Raw genomic sequence first — 17,829 nt, 5'->3', positions numbered from 1 at the left:
TGCATGTGTTGCATCTGCGTCAATGCAGAGAAAGGCTGTGAGCGCATTTGCGAGACAAATCCCGCGACGAGCCAATGGAGCAGCCAAATTTGCGACTAGAATTCGCTTCCATGTTGTTGCTAGGCGGTGGTCTGTATTGACACTCGCAGAAGTGATAGCTTTAATCTGGAGCAGCCATCTGTTGAGAGGTCGGTCAATTCCTTGTGTCGCATGAGTTGCCTCAAGGCCCTGACGGAAATGCCCTCCAGATGTGCAATCAACAAATTCCTTCCACTCTTTTGCGAGAGGTTCCTTGTGAATAAAACCGAACTGATTGAGCACATTGCTAACAACGCTGACATCTCCAAGGCCGCTGCTGCGCGTGCACTGGAATCCACGATCGATGCGGTCAAGAAGACGCTGAAGAAGGGTGGCACAGTGTCGCTCGTCGGTTTCGGCACCTTCGCGGTGGGCAAGCGCGCTGCTCGTACGGGCCGCAACCCACGTACAGGTGATACAATCAAGATCAAGGCAGCAAAAGTGCCAAAGTTCCGTCCGGGCAAGGCATTGAAGGATGCCCTGAACTGACAGGTAGATGAAGAGGGGGTGCTTAGCTCAGTTGGTAGAGCGGCGCCCTTACAAGGCGTAGGTCAGCGGTTCGACCCCGTTAGCACCCACCACGGAAATCCCCTTTGAGATGAAGCGCCCGGAGCAATCCTGGCGCTTTTTTCTTGCCCGCACACAATGCGCCGTGCACATGCTGCAGGCGGTGTCGACTGCGCCACACGAAGGTCATGCGAGTGCCGTGCTTAAGCCCTGTACGCCCAGGAACATCCCGCATTCGACAGGCGAAAAGGTACAATCGTCCGATTGCCGTCCGTAGAGGGCGACAAGCTTCGTTGGTGGATGTTGCAAGCGCTTGATCTGCAAGTCCTTTGCATCATGCGTTCCGGCTTCGGACGCATCCGGCTGCATCGTCTCACCACCCCGCCCGAGCAAAGGCGAACTGGATGTTCGCCTTTTCTTTTGTTGTCAGAAAGATTGACTGAACATGTTTGAAGCCATCCGCAAGCACTCGAAGATAGTGATGTTCTTGCTGGTCTTGCTGATCGTTCCTTCCTTCATCCTTGTTGGCGTGAACCAGAACTATTTCACGGAAAAGAGCCCGGTCGTGGCACGCGTGAATGGCAAGGACATCACCCAGGCCGATTGGGATGCCGCTCACCGACAGGCCAGCGACACCATGCGTGCGCAGAACCCCGGCATCGACAGCAAGCTGCTGGATTCGCCCAAGCTCAAGTACGAGACGCTGGAGCGCATCGTGCGCGACCATGTCTACGAAACCGCTGCGCGCGACATGCACCTGGCCACGACAGATGTGCGCCTGGCCCGCGAGCTGCAGAACATTCCGCAGATTGCAGCGCTGCGCAAGCCCGATGGCACGCTCGACGCCGAAGGCTATCGCGCGCTGGTCGGCTCGCAGGGCCTGACGCCCGAAGGTTTCGAGAACCGCGTGCGTTTCGACCTGTCCGTCAACCAGGTGATGGGCGGCGTGCTGGCATCCTCGTTCAGCACATCGCCTGAGGTGAAGCTGGCCATGGACGCCGTATGGCAGGGCCGCGAGATCCAGATCGCGCGCTTCGATGCAAGCAACTACACCTCCAAGGTCACCGCGGGCGAAGCGGACGTCGAAGCCTTCTACAAGGCCAATCCGGCGCGCTTCCAGCAGACCGAACAGGCAAGCGTCGAATATGTCGTGCTCGATCTCGACGCCGTGAAGGCCACGATCACGCCCAACGAGGACGATCTGCGCACCTACTACAAGGAAAATCTCGAGCGCCTGTCCGGCAAGGAAGAGCGTCGCGCGAGCCACATCCTGATCAGTGCCTCGAAGGATGCATCGGCAGGTGACCGCGAGAAGGCCAAGGCCAAGGCGGATGCGATTCTGGCCGAAGTGCGCAAGAACCCCGCAAGCTTTGCCGACGTTGCCAAGAAGGAATCGCAGGATCCAGGCTCTGCTCCATCGGGCGGCGATCTCGGGTTCTTCACGCGTGGCTCCATGGTCAAGCCATTTGAGGAAGCAGCCTACAGCCTGAAGAAGGGCGACATCAGCGATGTGGTGCAGTCCGACTTCGGCTATCACATCATCCTGCTGACCGATGTGAAGACGCCTCCGCGTCCTCCGTTTGAAGAACTGCGTCCCAAGCTGGAAACGGAAATGAAGGAACAACTCGCGCAGCGCAAGTTTGCCGAGGTGGCCGAAACCTTCTCGAACACCGTGTATGAAGAGGCTGACAACCTGAAGGCCGTTGCAGAGAAGTTCAAGCTCAAGCTGAACACCGCCGATCACGTCACGCGCACGCCTGCGTTGGATGCGAAGGGTGCTCTTGCCAACCAGCGCTTCCTGGAGACCTTGTTCTCGGCGGATTCGATCCAGAACAAGCGCACGACCGAAGCCGTCGAGGTAGGCAACAGCATGCTGGCCGCTGGCCGCATCGTGAACTACACGCCGGCCATGACCGTGCCATGGGAGCAGTCCAAGGACAAGGCCAAGACCCTGTTCATCGCCGACAAGGCCGCCGAGCTGGCCCGCAAGGACGGCGAGGAGAAGCTCAACGCCTGGAAGGCCGCTCCTGCGTCGGCCACCGGCCTGGCCGCTCCGATCACCCTCTCTCGCGAGCAGGCGCATGAACAGCCACGTGCCGTGGTGGATGCCGTGCTGGCGGCCCCGATCGACAACCTGCCGTCATGGGTGGGCGTGAATCTTGGCGCCACCGGCTACGTCGTGGCCAAGGTGCAGAAGATTGTTCCGCGCGCGCCGCAGGATGCCGCTACGAGCCAGAAGGAACAGCAGCAGTACACCCAGGTCTGGTCCAGCGTGGAAGCCCTGGCCTATTTCGACCTGCTCAAGCAGCACTACAAGGCCGAGATCAAGGTGCCACGCCCCAGCGCCGACGAGTGAGCGCGATGGGGTGAGTACGGGGAGAGAAACGTCCAGCTTTGAAAGATTTCTGAAAAAGTTGGACTTTCTCCCTGAGAGGCCAAAATATCGCGCTATAATTCATGTCTACGCTACGGTGGCTGTAGCTCAGTTGGTAGAGTCCAGGATTGTGATTCCTGTCGTCGTGGGTTCGAGTCCCATCAGCCACCCCAAATTGAAACCCTTGCAAGTCTTTGGCCTGCAAGGGTTTTTTACTTTCAGGATGTTCCTTGCTGAGTGCTCTGGGGAGTTGCAGGGGGGGTGCCTGATGAAGCGCTCCAGTTTCGCCTGCTTCAGATCTCCGTGACGATCGTCGAGCCACTTCAAATACACCCGCAGGAATATCTCCGCCGAGTTTCCCGTTGGCTTGGCGATGTGGGCCGGTGTGGCGCCCCCCATGAACAGCATCGTGCAAAGGTGTGCCGGGCATTCTTCGGTGGCTGATATTGGATCCGAATTCTTGGCCGGGGTCCAGAAAGACTGGTGGAAGGCGCGTTCTTCGTTCCACTGCGTGCGATACCTGGGAGCGAGGAATACGCTGCCGCTCGTCGTCGGAAGTCCATCCTTTTTATCTCCCTGGTGCAGCGAAGGTCTGGTGTTGAGTGACACGACCTGTGCGTTGTTCATCTTTGTCTACTGACTAACAGGGGGCGTCCGCTTTTTCCGCGGTCTAGGGGCAGTGCGGTGATGGGTCTCAGCACCCATCGGGGTATCCCACATCCTCGACCATCTGGCCGGAGATGATCGCGAGAAATGATGCTGGCTTTTCAGTGAAATTCGCTGAATGGAGCGGTGTATTGACCCAGCAAAACCTGCACAAGTCAGGCCGCTCATGCGAATGCCTCAGCGCGGGGGGGCTCATGTTCAACGTGGTACGGACAGTTGTAACTGACCCGCAGGTCCCAAAGTTGAAGCATCACTCATCACGTTGTCTGCAGGCAGACTGATTCTTTTCCTCTTTTTGTATGACCACGCATGGGCCAGCCAGATGTGAGCAGGTCATGTGCAGCATTCTTGTGTGCGGGGGAGCCTCATCTCAAATAGGCTGCATATAGTTTTGTCTGACAAACATGGATTAATTGCCATTCAATCCATTTTTAAAAACAGGCCGCTTCTATTGGGTGGAGCTGACTAACCATTGTTGACAATGGCAAAACAAAGCAGTTGTTCCCATCCATTTGGATGGCAAATTCAATAATCCAGGCTGGGGTCTCTGCATCGAATCGGCAGGGATTCCTCGACTCCGCACCAGACGATGTCTGGTGGTGCCTGACGAAGAATGTATTGATGGACTGGCTTGTACAGGACGCACGGAGACTTTGGGGCGCAACGAACCGGCGGATGAAGGATTAGCCGCGTATCTTTTGATTGATAGCTAACGCCTTTGGAGTTCTTTCGTATGTTTTGGTTATTTGATTTACATCATTGCACAGTTGGTTGTAGATTGATTTCAGGTTTATTCGTTCTGCAACGTCGATAGAGGCAGTGAGTCGGATTGTCTGGCTTGCCTCCACCGACATCGCATGGTTCGTTGTTCCCGGAGGTCTTATGTATTCAATAAAGCCAATCCCATCGCTTCGCGAATTCTTGAGGTTCGCGTTATTTCTGGTGTTAGTGACGTTGGGGATGCATTCATTTGCGGCATCCCAAGGAAGTGGACGGGCTTTTGGATTGCTGGCAACGGCGAATGTATTGAGCGGGGGAGTTAACCTGAACATCCCCCTCGCTGATACCGAGTTGCAAAATGCATTACCAGATTTCAATAAGCCTGCTCACGTCGCTCAGGTTGGAGTCAACGCGGGCATACTGAGCGTCGGAACCGGGGTAATCGATACATCAACACAAAGCGTGCTGACCCAAAATAGTGTTGTCTCCACTACCAAGGTTGATGGCCTGTCACTGGGGGTCAAGCTTCCTCCACTGTTGGATAGAGAGCTATTGGGAGCTGGCGTGATCACATCAGAGGCACGCATGACCTGCGAGGCGGGGGTTCCAAAAGGCTCGGGGAGTACGCAAATTCTCAATGGCAGGGGATGGCTTGACGGCGTCAGCGTTGCAGTCAATACCCAGATTGATATCGCCAAAATTAACCTTTTGGGGCTCGTAGAGGTGGATGCCACTATCCGAATCAACGAGCAGATTCCAAGTGCCAACAAGATGGAGGTGAACGCTGTTCGCATCCAGGTTAATGCATCGGTGCTGGGGCCTGTTCTGGGCCCATTGCTGTCGCTTAACGTGACGGTTGGTCACGCGGAAGCCACGATGAACGACTGCAAGCCCAGCGTCACGCTGGATGCACTGCTTCCCATCGATGCGAACAACCAAGCGGCGTTTCCCGTGAGCGGTACCTGCAGCCCGGGAAGCAACGATGTCCAAATGACGTCGAACCCTACGGGTGTTCAGAAAGCGCTCGCCTGCTCGGCCAACGGTACGTTCCAAGGCACCGTTGATGTTCACTTGCTGAACGATGGCCCGGTGAGCTTGACGGCTACGCAGACGGTGAATGGCTTCCCTCCCGTTTCGGCCACGCGCACAACCACCAAGCAGACCACCGTGACACCGCCCACACCTGTGGTGACGATCGCTTCTGCGCCGGCCATCAATGCCGCGAACCAATCGTCCTATGGTGTATCCGGTACATGCTCGGCCAATGGCACGCTTGTGAATGTGTCGATCGGCGGGGTCACTGCTACCCCGAATTGCAGCAACTCGGTCTGGTCGGTGACGGGCGTCAACGTCAGCAGCGTGCCCGATGGATCGGTCACGGTGTCCGCATGGCAAACGGTCGGCAGCGTGACAGGCACGGCCACGCCCGTGTCTACGTCCAAGGATGCAACGCCGCCGACGGTCGCCGTCACGTCTGCTCCTGCCATCACCACGGCCAACCAGTCTGCGTATGTGGTCTCTGGCACCTGTACCGAAAACGGCATGGCGGTGTCGGTGAATGTCGGCGGCATCCCTGCCGTACCTGCGCCGACCTGCAGTGGTGGAACATGGACCGCGCCGGGCGTTGACGCCAGCGGCCTGCCGACCGGACAGGTCACGATCACGGTGTCGCAGGTCGACCCCGCCGGCAATACCGGCAGCGGTACCCGCACCACCACCAAGGACGCAGCACAGTCCGCGGTGTCCGTGACAAGCGCTCCCGCGATCAATGCCGCCAACCAGTCGTCCTATGGCGGCGTGGCCGGGACCTGCTCGGCATCGGGCGGACAGGTCAGCGTGGCAATCGGCAGCGTCAATGCGACGGCAGCCTGCAGCGGTGGTAACTGGTCGGTATCCGGGGTCAATGTGAAGGCACTGCCTGACGGCACGGTGAAGGTCACCGCAACGCAGACCATCAGCGGAAGCCCGGTCAGCGGCACCCGCATGACCACCAAGGACGCCACGGCTCCGTCGGTCTCGATCATCACGGCACCCACCATCGATGGAACGAACCAGTCGTCATATAGCGCCTCCGGCACCTGCACGACGGGCGACGGTGTGGTGACGGTGCAGATCGGCAGCATCAAGGTCACCGCAACCTGCGTCAACGGCACATGGTCGATCTCCGGTGTCAAGGTGGGCGGCCTGCCCAAGGGCAAGGTGACGATCACGGCGTCGCAGACCGATGCCGCTGGCAACACCGGCAGCAGCTCACGCGAGGTCGACAAAACCACGGACTCCGATGGTTCGATCGGTACGGTGACGGATCCTCTCGGTGCGGTTGCGCCCCAGAACGGGACCTGGATCATCAGCGCCGAGCTCAACGGCGAGCCTGGACGCGGCATGGGTATCGACGTGCAGAACGGCACCCTGTTCATGCAGGTCTACAACTACCTGTCCACGGGAGCTCCGACATTCCACACGGCAGTGGGCAAGCTGGAAGACAACAAGGTGACTGCACCGCTGCTCTTCTTCAAGGGCGGGCGTTACTTCGGCAGCGGCAACATCGATGGTCAGCAGGCCGGCAGCGCGGGTGACGTGGAAGTGACCTTCACCAGCCGTACCACGGGCACGATCAAGTTCCCGGGAGAAACCGCAGTGCCCATGCAGCGCTACGACTACGAAGGCACTCCTGCCGACGTGTTTGCCGATCCAGCCCTGGTGGACCGCTGGGCGATCGCGGAGCTGACTACCGACAACCGCCCGATCCGCGTATGGTGGGCCGACATCGGAACCAGCGACCAGGTGAAGCTGAACTACGACTGGACCGGCAGCACGCGTGCATGGCCATATTCCAGCAGCACGCAACTCACCGTCCACGGCTTTGACGGAACCCTCACGGCGCCGATCTTTGCCGCGTGCGACTACAGTGGTGCCAGCCGTTTGTTCAACTGCACCGGAGACTCGATCTCCGCGCAGGGTACGAAGAGCTCCGTGACTCTGGCGCTGCAGCGCAGTCTCGATCAGCTGAGCGGAACCATCCAGGTGGCGAATGGCGACAAGCGCCGTATCGTCGGCATGCGCATCACGCGTTCCGGCTACAAGGAAGTGAACGGCAAGACCGAACGGGCTGTCTACTTCCCTGCGCACAGCGCGCCCGAGTCCGGCACCTGGGTCATCAGCTCCGAGCTCAACGGCAAGGCGGGCCGGGGCATGACGCTCGACCAGCAGAAGCCTGCGAACGCAGCCGAGCGCATGGTGTTCATGTCGGTGTACGACTACGTGAAGAGCGGGGATTCCACGTTCCATAGCGCATTCGGCGCGCTGGACCAGGCATCTTCGTCCGATCTGGAGCTGATCCAGTACAAGGGCGGACGCTACTTCGGCAGCTCCGAGAAGACCGCCACATTCCTGGAGAACTCGGGCAAGGTGGAAAAGCATTCCTACGTCAGCCCTGTGCTCGGCACCGTTGAATTCCCGGGCGAGGACGAGGTGCTCAATGAGCGCTATTACTTCGGCATCGAGAGCGACAGCGTCAACTCCCTTGTGGGATCGTGGGCCCTGCTGTCGAGCAAGGCAGGCGTGAGGAGCATGTTCTTCAACTTCGTGCCGGGCCAAGGCGGGACGGTGATCGATCAGACGACGGGGTATACCTGCTCCAAGGAGGTCTTCAAGGAGTTTGACTTCCGCTGTGTCTCGAGCACTCCGGGTTCCACCGATCCCGTGCTCCGGTTCACACCGGCCTACTTCTCGGCTGCAGGCGCCATCGTGGGTGACGGTGATCCGGCAACGGCCGGAGAGCTGACGCTCATGCGCGTGAGGGATGCGGATGGCAAGCTCATCCAGTCGGGCTCGCTGTTTCCTGCCAAGTGAGGAGACCGTCCGGTAAGGACTGAGCGCTCTTGCGGCGGAGGGCCCCAGAGGCCCGACGCCCAGGATGCGTGGCGGCAGAACAGTGACTTCCCCTGAGGCGCAGGCCTTGCGGGAAGTCACTTCTTTTTGGGTCTGCCGGAAGCTGTTCGAATGCGTCCAGGAAGGATGCAGGCCGTTCAGGGCGGCCGCTCAGAAGATGCGGCCCCGGTACAGTTCCAGGCGGGCCCTGCGTTGCTCGGGCGACTCGTTGAGGTATTCGTTCTGCACCTGCTCGCGGGTCTTGGTGGAGGACTGGGAGATCTCCTGCGCCGAGTAGTTGTTGTTGCGCCAGGTGTCCGCGCCACCGTTCTTCAGGAACTCCACCGCTTCGGCCTGCACCTGGGCGCGCGTCTTGTCGCTCTGGAAGTGTTCCGGGAAGGTCTTGTAGCCCTTCTCGGAGTTGTCGGAGTGGATGTAGCTGCTGGCCATGGCGGTGTTGGCCAGGGTGAGGGACAGGGCGGCAGCGGACAGGACTGCCATGAGGGGTGTGCGGGTCTTTTGCATGATGGAAGTGCCTTTCTGTGGTGGTTCGCGTCATCTCGAGGCATGTGCACTCGGGATGGCTCCATTGTTGAAAAGCGACGCTGACAAAAGTCCATCGCGAAGATGACATTGCTGCAATCCCGATTCGCTGGATGGAAGTGTTTTCGGGGACGGTGTGCAGGGCGTCCCCAAGCCGGGCTATCCTGTCGGCATGAGTACACAACGAGAGTTGAATATCCAGCGGGCGCATGCCGTGCTGGACTGGAACAGGCGCCACCTGAAGCACGATGCAGTCCTTGCGGAGGCCGATATCACCCAATGTTTCGCGCAGCGCTTTGTCGTGGAGCCCAATGGCCGGCACTACGAAGCGAATCCCGCGAACTACCTGGAGTTCATCAACGGCATGAAGGCGTCGATGACGGGCATCGAGTACCAGATCGTGCATACCGTGGCCGATGAGGAAAGTGCGATGTTCGACATGGTCGCGCACATCTCCCACACCGATGGCCGCAGCGAGCGCTTCGTGGCCATGCTGCTCATGCGCTTCGACGAGCATGGCAAGGTCGTCCTGTGGAAGGAGACTTACCTGCCAGCCCCCTGATATCAGAGAACTGCCGCTGACGTTGCGGCAGCGATCAGTCGTGAAACCGCTGCATGTCGGCGGCACGCTCGCGCAGCCACGCAGAGGGCCGGAAGCGTTCGCCATGCACGTCGGCCAAGGCGTCGCAACTCTGCACGAAGCTCTGCAGGCCCACGGTGTCGATGTACGAGAAGGTGCCGCCCGTCCATGCGGGATATCCCAATCCCAGCAACGAGCCGATGTCTCCGTCGGCAGGTGACGTGAGAACGCCTTCCTCAAGGCAGCGCACCGACTCGAGCGCCTGCCGGTTCAGCAGCCGCGCGCGCACGGTCTCGGGCGAAGGCTGCCGGTCCGCGAGAGGAAATTCACGGGCCAGGCCGCCCCACAACTGCTTGGCCCCGCTTTCCGGATAGTCGTAGAAGCCGCCGCCACTCTTGCGGCCCAGCCTGCCCAGCGCATTCATCCGGGCGACGACCGGCTGGGCCTGGAGGCGCTGGAACTTCTCATCCAGTCCGTCGTTTCGCGCCTGCTCGATGACCAGTGCCTGCAGGTCGAGCGAGACCTCGTCGGTCACCGCGAGGGGCGACGTGGCAAAGCCCGCCTGCCGCGCCATGTTCTCGATCAGTGCGGGCTGCACGCCTTCCGCCAGCATCGCCATGCCTTCGTCGATATAGGCGCAGAAGATGCGGCTTGTGTAGAAGCCGGGGCTGTCGTTGACCAGAATCGGCGTCTTGCCGAGGCGGGCCGCCAGGTCCATCGTCCGCGCGAGCGTGGCATCGCTGGTCTGGCTGCCGGTGATGATCTCCAGCAGGGGCATGCGCGGCACGGGGGAGAAGAAATGCATGCCGATCACCTGTCCGGGGGCCGCCCAATGCCTGGCCAGGCCACCGATGGGCAGCGTGGATGTATTGCTGGCCCACACGAAATGCGGAGGGCGCTCGCGCAGCACGGATGCTGCCCGGTCCATCAGGCCTGCCTTGACGCTGCAATCCTCGAACACGGCCTCGATGATGAAGTCACAGTCGTGCAGGTGCCGCAGTTCGGCCGTCGCGTGAATCCTGTTCACGATGGCATCGGCACGGTCCCCGTGGCTGCGCCGCAGCGATGCAAGAACCCTGTCGCGTGCGGCCTGCACATGATCGGCATGGGTGTCGATCAACACCACGTCGATGCCGGCCGCGGCGGCTACCTGCGCGATGCCGGCACCCATCAGGCCGGCTCCCAGCACGCCGAGCCGTTGCACCGGCTGCGCGGCAAGGCCCTGGGGGCGCCGGATCAGTGCGCGCGCCTGCTCCTGATGCAGCCATTGCGAGCGGAGCTGGTTGGCCGTGGCGGGGTCGGCGAGTGTCTGCGCGGCGCACTGCATTTCGATCTGCAGGCCCATGTCGATCGGCAGCTGCGTGCCCTCGTAGACAGCGGACAAGGTGGACATCGGTGCCGGCTGCGTATCGTGAGTGGACTGGCGGATGCCGGCGATCCGGTCCGTGAAGTGGTGTCCGGCGCCGGATGCGAGTGCTCCGCTTCCTCCGGGAATGCGGAAGCCTTTCACGTCCCATGGTGCCTTTGCACCGGGGTGGCTCGCAAGCCAGGCACGCGCATTCGCCAGGGCATCCGCCTGCTGACCGACTGCATGCAGGACACCCCTTTGCAGGGCGGTTTCCGTATTCCAGCTGTCGCCCGACAGCAGCACGGGCAATGCCTCCGCGATGCCCGTCAGCCGGGGAAGGCGCTGGGTGGCGCCTGCGCACGGCGGGATGCCGCGTTTCACAAGAGGGAGACCGAAGCGCTGACGGTCCGAGGCCACGCCGACACGGTGGTGGCACGCGAGCGCAAGCTCCAGGCAGAGGTCGAGACAATCGCCCTCGATCACGATGGCCACGGGCTTGTCCAGTTGCTCCACTGTGCGCAGGGCCTCGCTGCGCTGCGCAAGGACCCTGGCGATATCCACGGGTGCTGCCAGGCGGCATGTGTCGAGCCAGGCCTGCGCGCTTGCCTGCGGCAGCCAGTGGGGGCCTTGCGCATGCAGCAGCACGCCCCTGACGTCGCTGCGTTCCGCCAGCGATTGCAGCGTGGCGACGAGCGAGGAGAGGACGTCGGGCAGCACGCTGCCGGAGCTTTCCCGGTGCGGCTCGAGCGTGATGAGGGCGATGCCGTCTTCACCCAGGGTGAAGGGGGTGGTGGATTGGCGAGACATGAGAGGCAACTCCGGAAGATTCAAACCCGTTCGATGACCATGGCGGTCGACTGGCCTGCGGCGGCACACAGCGTCACGAGCCCGGCGCCGAGGTCCTGCCGCTCGAGTTCGTCGAGCAGGGTCCCCAGCAATATGGCCCCTGTGGCACCCAGCGGGTGTCCAAGCGCAATGGCACCGCCGTTGGGGTTGATGCGCCGCGGATCGATGTCGAAGTGGCTGCCGTAGCGCATTGGAACCACCGCAAAGGCTTCGTTCACCTCGAAGAGATCGATGTCGGAGATGGCCATTCCGGCCAGTTGCAGCAGCTTGTCGGTGACGGGGATGGGGCCGCCCAGGCTGAGCAGTGGCTCATCCGCGCAGCTCGTCGCGGCACGGATGCGCGCGCGCGCCCGCAGTCCGTTGCGTTGCCCGAAATCCGCATTGCCCAACAGCACGGCGCAGGCGCCGTCAACGATACCGCTTGAATTGCCTCCGGTGTGGATGTGCGGTATGCGCTCCAGGTGAGGATAGCGGCGCAGCACGATCTGGTCGTAGCCGGCGGCACCGGCCTTGTCGAAGGCGGGCGGCAGCCTGGCCAGGTCGGCCATCGTGGTGCCGGGACGGTGGGCCTCGTCGCGTGCGAGCACGACCTCGCCAAGCCGATTGCGCACCGGCACCAGCGAGGGGTCGAAGCGCCCCAAGCTCACCGCTTCGTGCGCGCGGCGCTGGCTTTCCACGGCGTAGGCATCGATCTGTTCTCGCGTGACCCCGTCGAGTGCCGCCATCAGGTCGGCTGCCACGCCGTTGGGAATGTAAGGGTAGCGCCTGCCGATCGCGGGATCGGTGTAGACCGCGCCACCGTCGCTGCCGATGGCGACGCGCGACATCGACTCGACGCCGCCGCCGATGGCCGCGGCCGCCTGGCCCGACGCGATGAGCCCGAAGCCCATTTTCACGGTATCGAGCGCAGAGGTGCAGAAACGGTTGAGCTGAAAACCCGACACCGTATCGCCGTAGCCGGCTTCCAGCAGCGCGACGCGCGTGATGTCGGCCCCCTGTTCGCCGATCGGCATGACCACGCCGAGACCAACCTCGTCGATCTGCGAGGGTTCGATGTGGCTGCGCTCGCGCAAGGCGGTCAGCACCTGGGTTGCCAGCTGGACCGGCGTTGTGGCGTGCAGGGCTCCTCCGGGGCGGCCCTTGCCACGGGGTGTTCGGACGTGGTCGTAGATGAAAACTTCGTGCATGGTGGAGTGGATCCGGGTACGTTCTGGTGTCGTTGGGGGCGTGTCAGCGGTTGTCCAGCAGATGGCGGCCGTAGCGTTTGCGCAGCTCGAGCTTGGCGAGCTTGCCGGTGGCGGTGAGCGGCATGCTGTCGATGAACACCACCGCATCCGGCATCCACCATCTGGCGATCTTTCCTTCGAGCGCACCCAGCACCTCGGCCTGCGTCGGCGATGCGCCTTCGCGCGGTTGCACGATGAGCACCGGGCGTTCGCCCCAGCGGTCATGCGCACAGGCGATGCAGGCGGCAAGCTGCACGCCGGGAACGGCCATCGCGAGGTTCTCCAGGTCGACGGAGGAGATCCACTCGCCCCCCGATTTGATGACGTCCTTGGTGCGGTCGGTCAGTCGCATGAAGCCATCGGCATCGATCAGCGCGATGTCTCCGGTGGGCAGCCAGCCGTCTGGCGTCGTGGCGTTGGCGGGGGCCTTGAAATAGCGCTGGATGACCCAGGGCCCGCGTACCTGCAGCTCGCCCGGAATGCCGCTGCCCCAGGCGATCTCGTGGCCTGCCTCGTCCACGGTGCGGATATCCGCACCCGAGAGCACCCGGCCCGCGGTCTGGTAGATGGTCTTCTGCAGCACCTGCACCGGTTGGTCGCGATGTTGCGCGAGGGGCTGGGTCGTGGTGGTCATGGCGGCGGTCTCCGTCATGCCCCAGCCCTGCGTGACCAGTACACCCAGCTGCGCGTACGCCTCGATCATCGATAGCGGCGTGGACGAACCACCCAGCAGTAACCGCTTGAGCGAGTCGCAGCGCAGGCCGTTCTGCTGGAGATACGTCAGCACGTTGAACCAGACCGTCGGTACGCCGATCGACAGGGTGACCTTTTCGCTGTCGATCAGCTGGTGCAGGGACGCCCCGTCGAGTGCCGAGCCGGGCAGCACCAGCTTGGCGCCCGCCAGCGTGGCGGAGAACGGAGCCTCCCATGCATTGGCATGGAACATGGGCACGACCGGCATCAGCACCGAGAGGGCGCTCACGTTGTGCCCGTCGGGCAGCGCGACAGCGTAGGCATGGATCACCGTGCCCCGGTGGCTGTAGACCACCCCCTTGGGCTGGCCCGTGGTGCCGGAGGTGTAGCAGAGAAAGGCGTCGCTGCGCTCGTCGATCTCGGGCCAGCGCATCTGGCCGTCCTGCGCGGCAAGCAGCCTTTCGTAGTCGATGAGCGCGTCTTCCGCATCGTCGATCGGAATCCAGTGCAGTACGCTGGGACACTGCGGGCGCAGTTGCTCGACGAGCGCGGCGAAGTCCCTCGAGTAGAACATCGCCACGTCCTGCGCATCATTGACGATGTAGGCGATCTGCTCGGTGAACAGGCGCGGGTTCACCGTGTGGCACACGGCGCCGATGCCGGTGATGCCGAAATACAGCTCATAGTGCCGGTGATCGTTCCATGCCAGCGTGGCCACGCGGTCGCCGTGCCGGATGCCAAGCGCGAGCAGCGCCTGCGCCAGCCTGCGGGCCCGCCGCTCGCATTCGGCATAGGTGTGGCGCACCTTGCGTCCCTGGACCACGGAAACGATTTCCCCATGGCGATGGTGCCGTGCCGCCCCTTGCAGGAGGTTCCTGAGAAGCAGGGGCATGTCCATGGCATAGCGGTCGGGTGACGTGCTCACGATTGGTTGTCTCCAAAACGGCCTGTTTGTGATGTGTGGGCAAAGGGTAGCCTTCAGGGCAATGATGCGTTCGGCGCGTCGGTTTGCCTATCGTCCGGAGCGACGATTTTTGTGGGCACGATCGCACGCGGCAGCCACGCCATGCCAAAGAAGAAAGCGCCGTCCACTTTCGTGAACGGCGCCTCGGGGACGGGGTGCTGGGGTGGTCCGACTCAGCCGGCCTGGGGTATCAGCCCCGAGGGGCCTGCGGGGCCATCCTCGCGTTTGGTGGAGCGGGGCGTGATGCGGTGAACCTGCGCCGCAGCGGCGGCCTCGGCGGCCGCATCGACCTCGGGCTCGCTCGCCACCTCCGGCTGCGCGGCCTGCGAGGTCGCCTCGCTGGTGACGGCACGCATCTCGGCCTGCAGCCTCCGCACCCGTTCCCGGTACATGTTCGCGAGCGCCGCATGGTGTTCGGCGGCGCTTTCATGTTCGAGCGCGGCCATGCGTGCCTCTTCAAGGCCTTGCTGGATGCGGCGCATGTAGATGACGGTAGGGTTCATGAAGCGCTGGAACATGATGGATCTCCTATGGAGTCAGCAGGGAGGGGGACTCTTCACCCTTCTATGATGACGACGCGCGCCAGGATGTACGTAAGACGACACCTCTAGTTGGCGCGCGACAGGGATGGCATGACTGACGGGGGCGCGCTGGTTGAAGTTTGTTCAAATTGCAGCGCGCTGTGAGTCGCATGGTGCTTGCTGCGAACGGTGATGGATCGCCCGAGCGCGGGCGCTGTCGCCTCGGCGCAGCAGGCGGATGCGTTTGCTGACAAAATCACCGCCATGAGTTTGATACAAGCACTGCCCGACGGCCCGCTGGACATCGTCGGCGACATCCACGGCGAGTTCGATGCACTGCACCAGCTCATCCGGCACCTGGGCTATGACGTGAATGGGGTGCATCCCGAAGGGCGCACCCTGGTGTTCGTCGGTGACTTCTGCGACCGTGGCCCCGACAGTCCGGCCGTGCTGGCACTGGCGCTGCGGTGGATCGAGTCCGGGCGCGCGGTGGCGGTGCTCGGCAATCACGAGATCAACCTGCTGCGCGAGGATGCGAAGGATGGCTCGGGCTGGTACTTCGATGAGCGCATTGCGCGCGACAACGAGAAATACGCACCTTATCGGCGCATGGATCTTGCGCAGCGCGACGCCACGCTGGCGCTGCTCTCGCGCCTGCCGATCGCCCTGGAGCGCGACGACCTGCGTGTGATCCACGCGGCCTGGTGCGAGCCCCAGATAGGGATGGCACGCCAGCTGGCGCCGGGTTCGGTGCGTCGCGAATACGATCACTGGGAACAGGAGGCCGATCGCAAGGCGCTGGAAACCCGTCTCGGGGAACGTATGCGCGCAGAGCGCGTGCTCTGGCCCCATGACCTGGAGGACGGCAGCCGCAAGCCGCCATTCCTGTCGGCGCACGCCGAGAACGAGTCCAACAAGCAGATGCTCAACCCGCTGAAAGTGTTGACATCGGGTGTGGAGCGCAAGGGGAGTGATCCGTTCTTTGCGGGGGCAAGTGGCGCTTCGTGGAGCGCGTGGCATGGTGGAACGAGTACGACGACCGCATTCCCGTCGTCATGGGCCACTACTGGCGCCGTGTGCATGCGCTGGACCGATCCGCGCTCGGCAAGGGCGATCAGGACCTGTTCAAGGGCATTTCACCCTTTGCGTGGCATGGTCGGCATGGCAACGTGTTCTGTGTCGATTACTCCGTGGGAGCCCGCTGGACGGCACGACTGAAGGGGCAGGCGCCCGAGCGGGATTTCAAGCTGGCGGCGCTGCGCTGGCCTGAGAGGGAATTGCAGTTCGACGACGGCACGCGGCATGCCACCACCCATTTCGGCGAGGCCATCGAGCCTGCCTCGGCATGAGCACGAGGCCCCTGCAGCGGAGACCGGGGAAGAGTCGCCGAGGGGACAAAAGGTGGGAGAAACAGGGAAAACTCCTGCCGAATGCAGCGGAGCAGGATACTGATTTTGGTTGACAATTGAAAGACAATTAAGTCGTCCTTTTCGACTGCGTCTTCGATGTGGTCCGCAAGCGATGCCTACCGATCCAACTGGAATTCCCGATTACCGCAATGAAGCTGACTGCCGGAGAGCAAGCCTATTTCAGAGACATAGAGGCCCTGGAGGAAGACCATGAAAAACGCATCGTGTTCGTTGGCCTGGACCATGCGGAGAGCCTGGAACTCAAGCAGTTCCACGATTCCTATCTGGAGCGGGAGAGCTGGCCCGATCCGCAACGCTACAGGGAATTGATGGTCAAGCATGAACGCGCCCGCCTGAGGGCGCAGATGGCGAACTCAGCCATTGAGGCGCCGCGGTCTCTGCATCCACGCTGCGAATCCGGCCATCGTTTGAATCATGAGGATGATGAATAGCGGACCGACACGGGCGCCGGTCGTTTTGCTCGACAGGGCAAAGCCGACCTCGACATACGGCCTTGCCACCGCAGGGTCGGGGTTCGCCGCCTGAAAGGCGAAGCACATCAGGAACTTGCAGTCCCGGATCCGAGCCTGGATGGCCGCAGGCGCGCAGCAATCGCTGCGAGGTATTCCATGGCTGTGCCTTCCGCGGCCTCGTTCACTTTGAGGCGGTCGGTACCGAGGGAGTCCCGAAGAGATCTGTAGAGCTTGGCCGCGTCATACAGGCAACTGATGCTCGAGGAGCGGTCGTATGTCGCCACTGTGGCCTGAAGCTGGACGACGCGGGAGGGTGCTACGGCCGTTTCCACGCGGCGTACGCCCGCGGGCTGAACTCCCGCCTCCATGAGCATCAGCGGGCCCAGCACCTGGATGCGCAGAAAGCCGAGAAAGTCCACGGCCTCGAACAACTCGCCGCGGCCGATCTTGAGCGTCGCGTAATGCAGCCATACCCAGAAGCGATCCTCGATCCATTGCAAATTGGGCATGGGATAGCAGGCATCCCTGGTCCGCAGCGTGTCGCTGACCCTGCCGCCACGTTCCCACAGCACAACGGGTTCGTCCACACGATTCGCGATGTCAGGCAAGGCAACGAACTTGAGATCGACGTGCAGTGGCGCATTGCCGTCTTCTGCGCGGTACAGGCAGATAAGCACGCGTGGCTCACCGACATGCTCCCCGGTGAACGAAGCCACCAGCGGCCCCAAACCGGCTGCGATCTGGTGCCGTTCGCCCATCACCGCCGCCGTGGAGTCAGGCTCCACAGCGATGACCAGATCCAGGTCGCTGAATTCGTCCATTGACCCGCTGGCGAAGGAGCCTGCGGCAGCTACGCCGACAAAGCGTGAGTCAGCCCGGAGCAGGGGCAGCGCTCGATCCAAGAAAGCGGCGTGTGCGCCTGGAAGAGAGGTCGTTTGCATGTCGAGAAGCACGAACGGTGATGGGGCGGGATATCGTGGTGAGGTCGAGGAGGCATGAGGATACCTTCGC

General features: G+C 62.2%; 11 protein-coding genes, 2 tRNA genes and 1 pseudogene. 8 read left to right on the top strand and 6 right to left on the bottom strand.

Annotated elements, in window-relative coordinates:
- The first annotated feature begins 294 nt into the window (after positions 1-294).
- The 5 genes from H9K76_RS15675 to H9K76_RS15655 all read left to right on the top strand — a co-directional run bounded on the left by H9K76_RS15675 (position 295) and on the right by H9K76_RS15655 (position 8,197).
- Positions 295-567, top strand: coding sequence for an HU family DNA-binding protein (locus H9K76_RS15675; protein WP_043387285.1), 273 nt, complete (start codon positions 295-297; stop codon positions 565-567).
- Between the two features lie 16 nt (positions 568-583).
- Positions 584-659: transfer RNA gene (locus H9K76_RS15670), tRNA-Val, on the top strand.
- Between the two features lie 371 nt (positions 660-1,030).
- Complete coding sequence (locus tag H9K76_RS15665) at positions 1,031-2,941, top strand: SurA N-terminal domain-containing protein (RefSeq protein WP_187596285.1); 1,911 nt, start codon at positions 1,031-1,033, stop codon at positions 2,939-2,941.
- A gap of 115 nt (positions 2,942-3,056) precedes the next feature.
- A tRNA-His gene (locus tag H9K76_RS15660) sits at positions 3,057-3,132 on the top strand.
- 2,089 nt (positions 3,133-5,221) lie between these two features.
- Positions 5,222-8,197: an autotransporter outer membrane beta-barrel domain-containing protein gene (locus H9K76_RS15655; RefSeq protein WP_187596284.1), complete on the top strand. Its 2,976-nt coding sequence runs from the start codon at positions 5,222-5,224 to the stop codon at positions 8,195-8,197.
- A 189-nt stretch (positions 8,198-8,386) separates the two neighbouring features.
- Here the strand turns inward: H9K76_RS15655 and H9K76_RS15650 are convergent, their stop codons facing one another.
- The gene (locus H9K76_RS15650) at positions 8,387-8,740 is read right to left on the bottom strand and encodes a DUF4148 domain-containing protein (RefSeq protein WP_187596283.1); all 354 of its coding nucleotides are present in this window, start codon (positions 8,738-8,740) and stop codon (positions 8,387-8,389) included.
- A gap of 190 nt (positions 8,741-8,930) precedes the next feature.
- Here H9K76_RS15650 and H9K76_RS15645 point away from each other — a divergent pair, with 190 nt between their 5' ends.
- Positions 8,931-9,320: a nuclear transport factor 2 family protein gene (locus H9K76_RS15645; RefSeq protein WP_187596282.1), complete on the top strand. Its 390-nt coding sequence runs from the start codon at positions 8,931-8,933 to the stop codon at positions 9,318-9,320.
- A gap of 34 nt (positions 9,321-9,354) precedes the next feature.
- Here H9K76_RS15645 and H9K76_RS15640 read toward each other — a convergent pair whose 3' ends face one another.
- From H9K76_RS15640 to H9K76_RS15625, 4 genes are all read right to left on the bottom strand, one after another.
- Positions 9,355-11,493 (bottom strand): 3-hydroxyacyl-CoA dehydrogenase NAD-binding domain-containing protein, encoded by a 2,139-nt coding sequence (locus tag H9K76_RS15640; RefSeq protein ID WP_187596281.1) that lies wholly within the window; start codon positions 11,491-11,493, stop codon positions 9,355-9,357.
- Between the two features lie 20 nt (positions 11,494-11,513).
- Complete coding sequence (locus H9K76_RS15635) at positions 11,514-12,719, bottom strand: acetyl-CoA C-acetyltransferase (RefSeq protein ID WP_187596280.1); 1,206 nt, start codon at positions 12,717-12,719, stop codon at positions 11,514-11,516.
- Positions 12,720-12,762: 43 nt separating this feature from the next.
- On the bottom strand, positions 12,763-14,349 hold the full coding sequence (locus H9K76_RS15630) for a long-chain-fatty-acid--CoA ligase (RefSeq protein ID WP_187600672.1): 1,587 nt from the start codon (positions 14,347-14,349) through the stop codon (positions 12,763-12,765).
- 239 nt (positions 14,350-14,588) lie between these two features.
- Positions 14,589-14,933, bottom strand: coding sequence for a hypothetical protein (locus tag H9K76_RS15625; protein WP_187596279.1), 345 nt, complete (start codon positions 14,931-14,933; stop codon positions 14,589-14,591).
- Between the two features lie 267 nt (positions 14,934-15,200).
- On the opposite strand from H9K76_RS15625, the pseudogene H9K76_RS15620 reads away from it, so the two are divergent.
- Together H9K76_RS15620 and H9K76_RS15615 are read left to right on the top strand one after the other, a co-directional pair.
- Positions 15,201-16,285: pseudogene (locus tag H9K76_RS15620) on the top strand (metallophosphoesterase).
- Positions 16,286-16,494: 209 nt separating this feature from the next.
- Positions 16,495-16,797 (top strand): hypothetical protein, encoded by a 303-nt coding sequence (locus H9K76_RS15615; RefSeq protein ID WP_187596278.1) that lies wholly within the window; start codon positions 16,495-16,497, stop codon positions 16,795-16,797.
- Between the two features lie 107 nt (positions 16,798-16,904).
- Here the strand turns inward: H9K76_RS15615 and H9K76_RS15610 are convergent, their stop codons facing one another.
- Complete coding sequence (locus H9K76_RS15610; protein WP_223196250.1) at positions 16,905-17,639, bottom strand: nucleotidyltransferase domain-containing protein; 735 nt, start codon at positions 17,637-17,639, stop codon at positions 16,905-16,907.
- Between the last annotated feature and the right edge of the window lie 190 nt (positions 17,640-17,829).

Origin of the sequence: Diaphorobacter ruginosibacter (genome assembly GCF_014395975.1) — a bacterium.
In the GTDB taxonomy this organism is placed as follows: Bacteria; Pseudomonadota; Gammaproteobacteria; order Burkholderiales; family Burkholderiaceae_C; genus Diaphorobacter_A; species Diaphorobacter_A ruginosibacter.
This window is presented reverse-complemented; position numbering and strand designations above follow the sequence as displayed.

Bases quoted from the DNA above. Each gene is read 5' to 3' on its own strand.
- H9K76_RS15665 (WP_187596285.1), top strand. From the start codon at position 1,031: ATGTTTGAAGCCATCCGCAAGCACTCGAAGATAGTGATGTTCTTGCTG.
- H9K76_RS15655 (WP_187596284.1), top strand. From the start codon at position 5,222: ATGAACGACTGCAAGCCCAGCGTCACGCTGGATGCACTGCTTCCCATC.
- H9K76_RS15650 (WP_187596283.1), bottom strand. From the start codon at position 8,740: ATGCAAAAGACCCGCACACCCCTCATGGCAGTCCTGTCCGCTGCCGCC.
- H9K76_RS15645 (WP_187596282.1), top strand. From the start codon at position 8,931: ATGAGTACACAACGAGAGTTGAATATCCAGCGGGCGCATGCCGTGCTG.
- H9K76_RS15640 (WP_187596281.1), bottom strand. From the start codon at position 11,493: ATGTCTCGCCAATCCACCACCCCCTTCACCCTGGGTGAAGACGGCATC.
- H9K76_RS15635 (WP_187596280.1), bottom strand. From the start codon at position 12,719: ATGCACGAAGTTTTCATCTACGACCACGTCCGAACACCCCGTGGCAAG.
- H9K76_RS15630 (WP_187600672.1), bottom strand. From the start codon at position 14,349: ATGGACATGCCCCTGCTTCTCAGGAACCTCCTGCAAGGGGCGGCACGG.
- H9K76_RS15625 (WP_187596279.1), bottom strand. From the start codon at position 14,933: ATGTTCCAGCGCTTCATGAACCCTACCGTCATCTACATGCGCCGCATC.
- H9K76_RS15615 (WP_187596278.1), top strand. From the start codon at position 16,495: ATGAAGCTGACTGCCGGAGAGCAAGCCTATTTCAGAGACATAGAGGCC.
- H9K76_RS15610 (WP_223196250.1), bottom strand. From the start codon at position 17,639: ATGGACGAATTCAGCGACCTGGATCTGGTCATCGCTGTGGAGCCTGAC.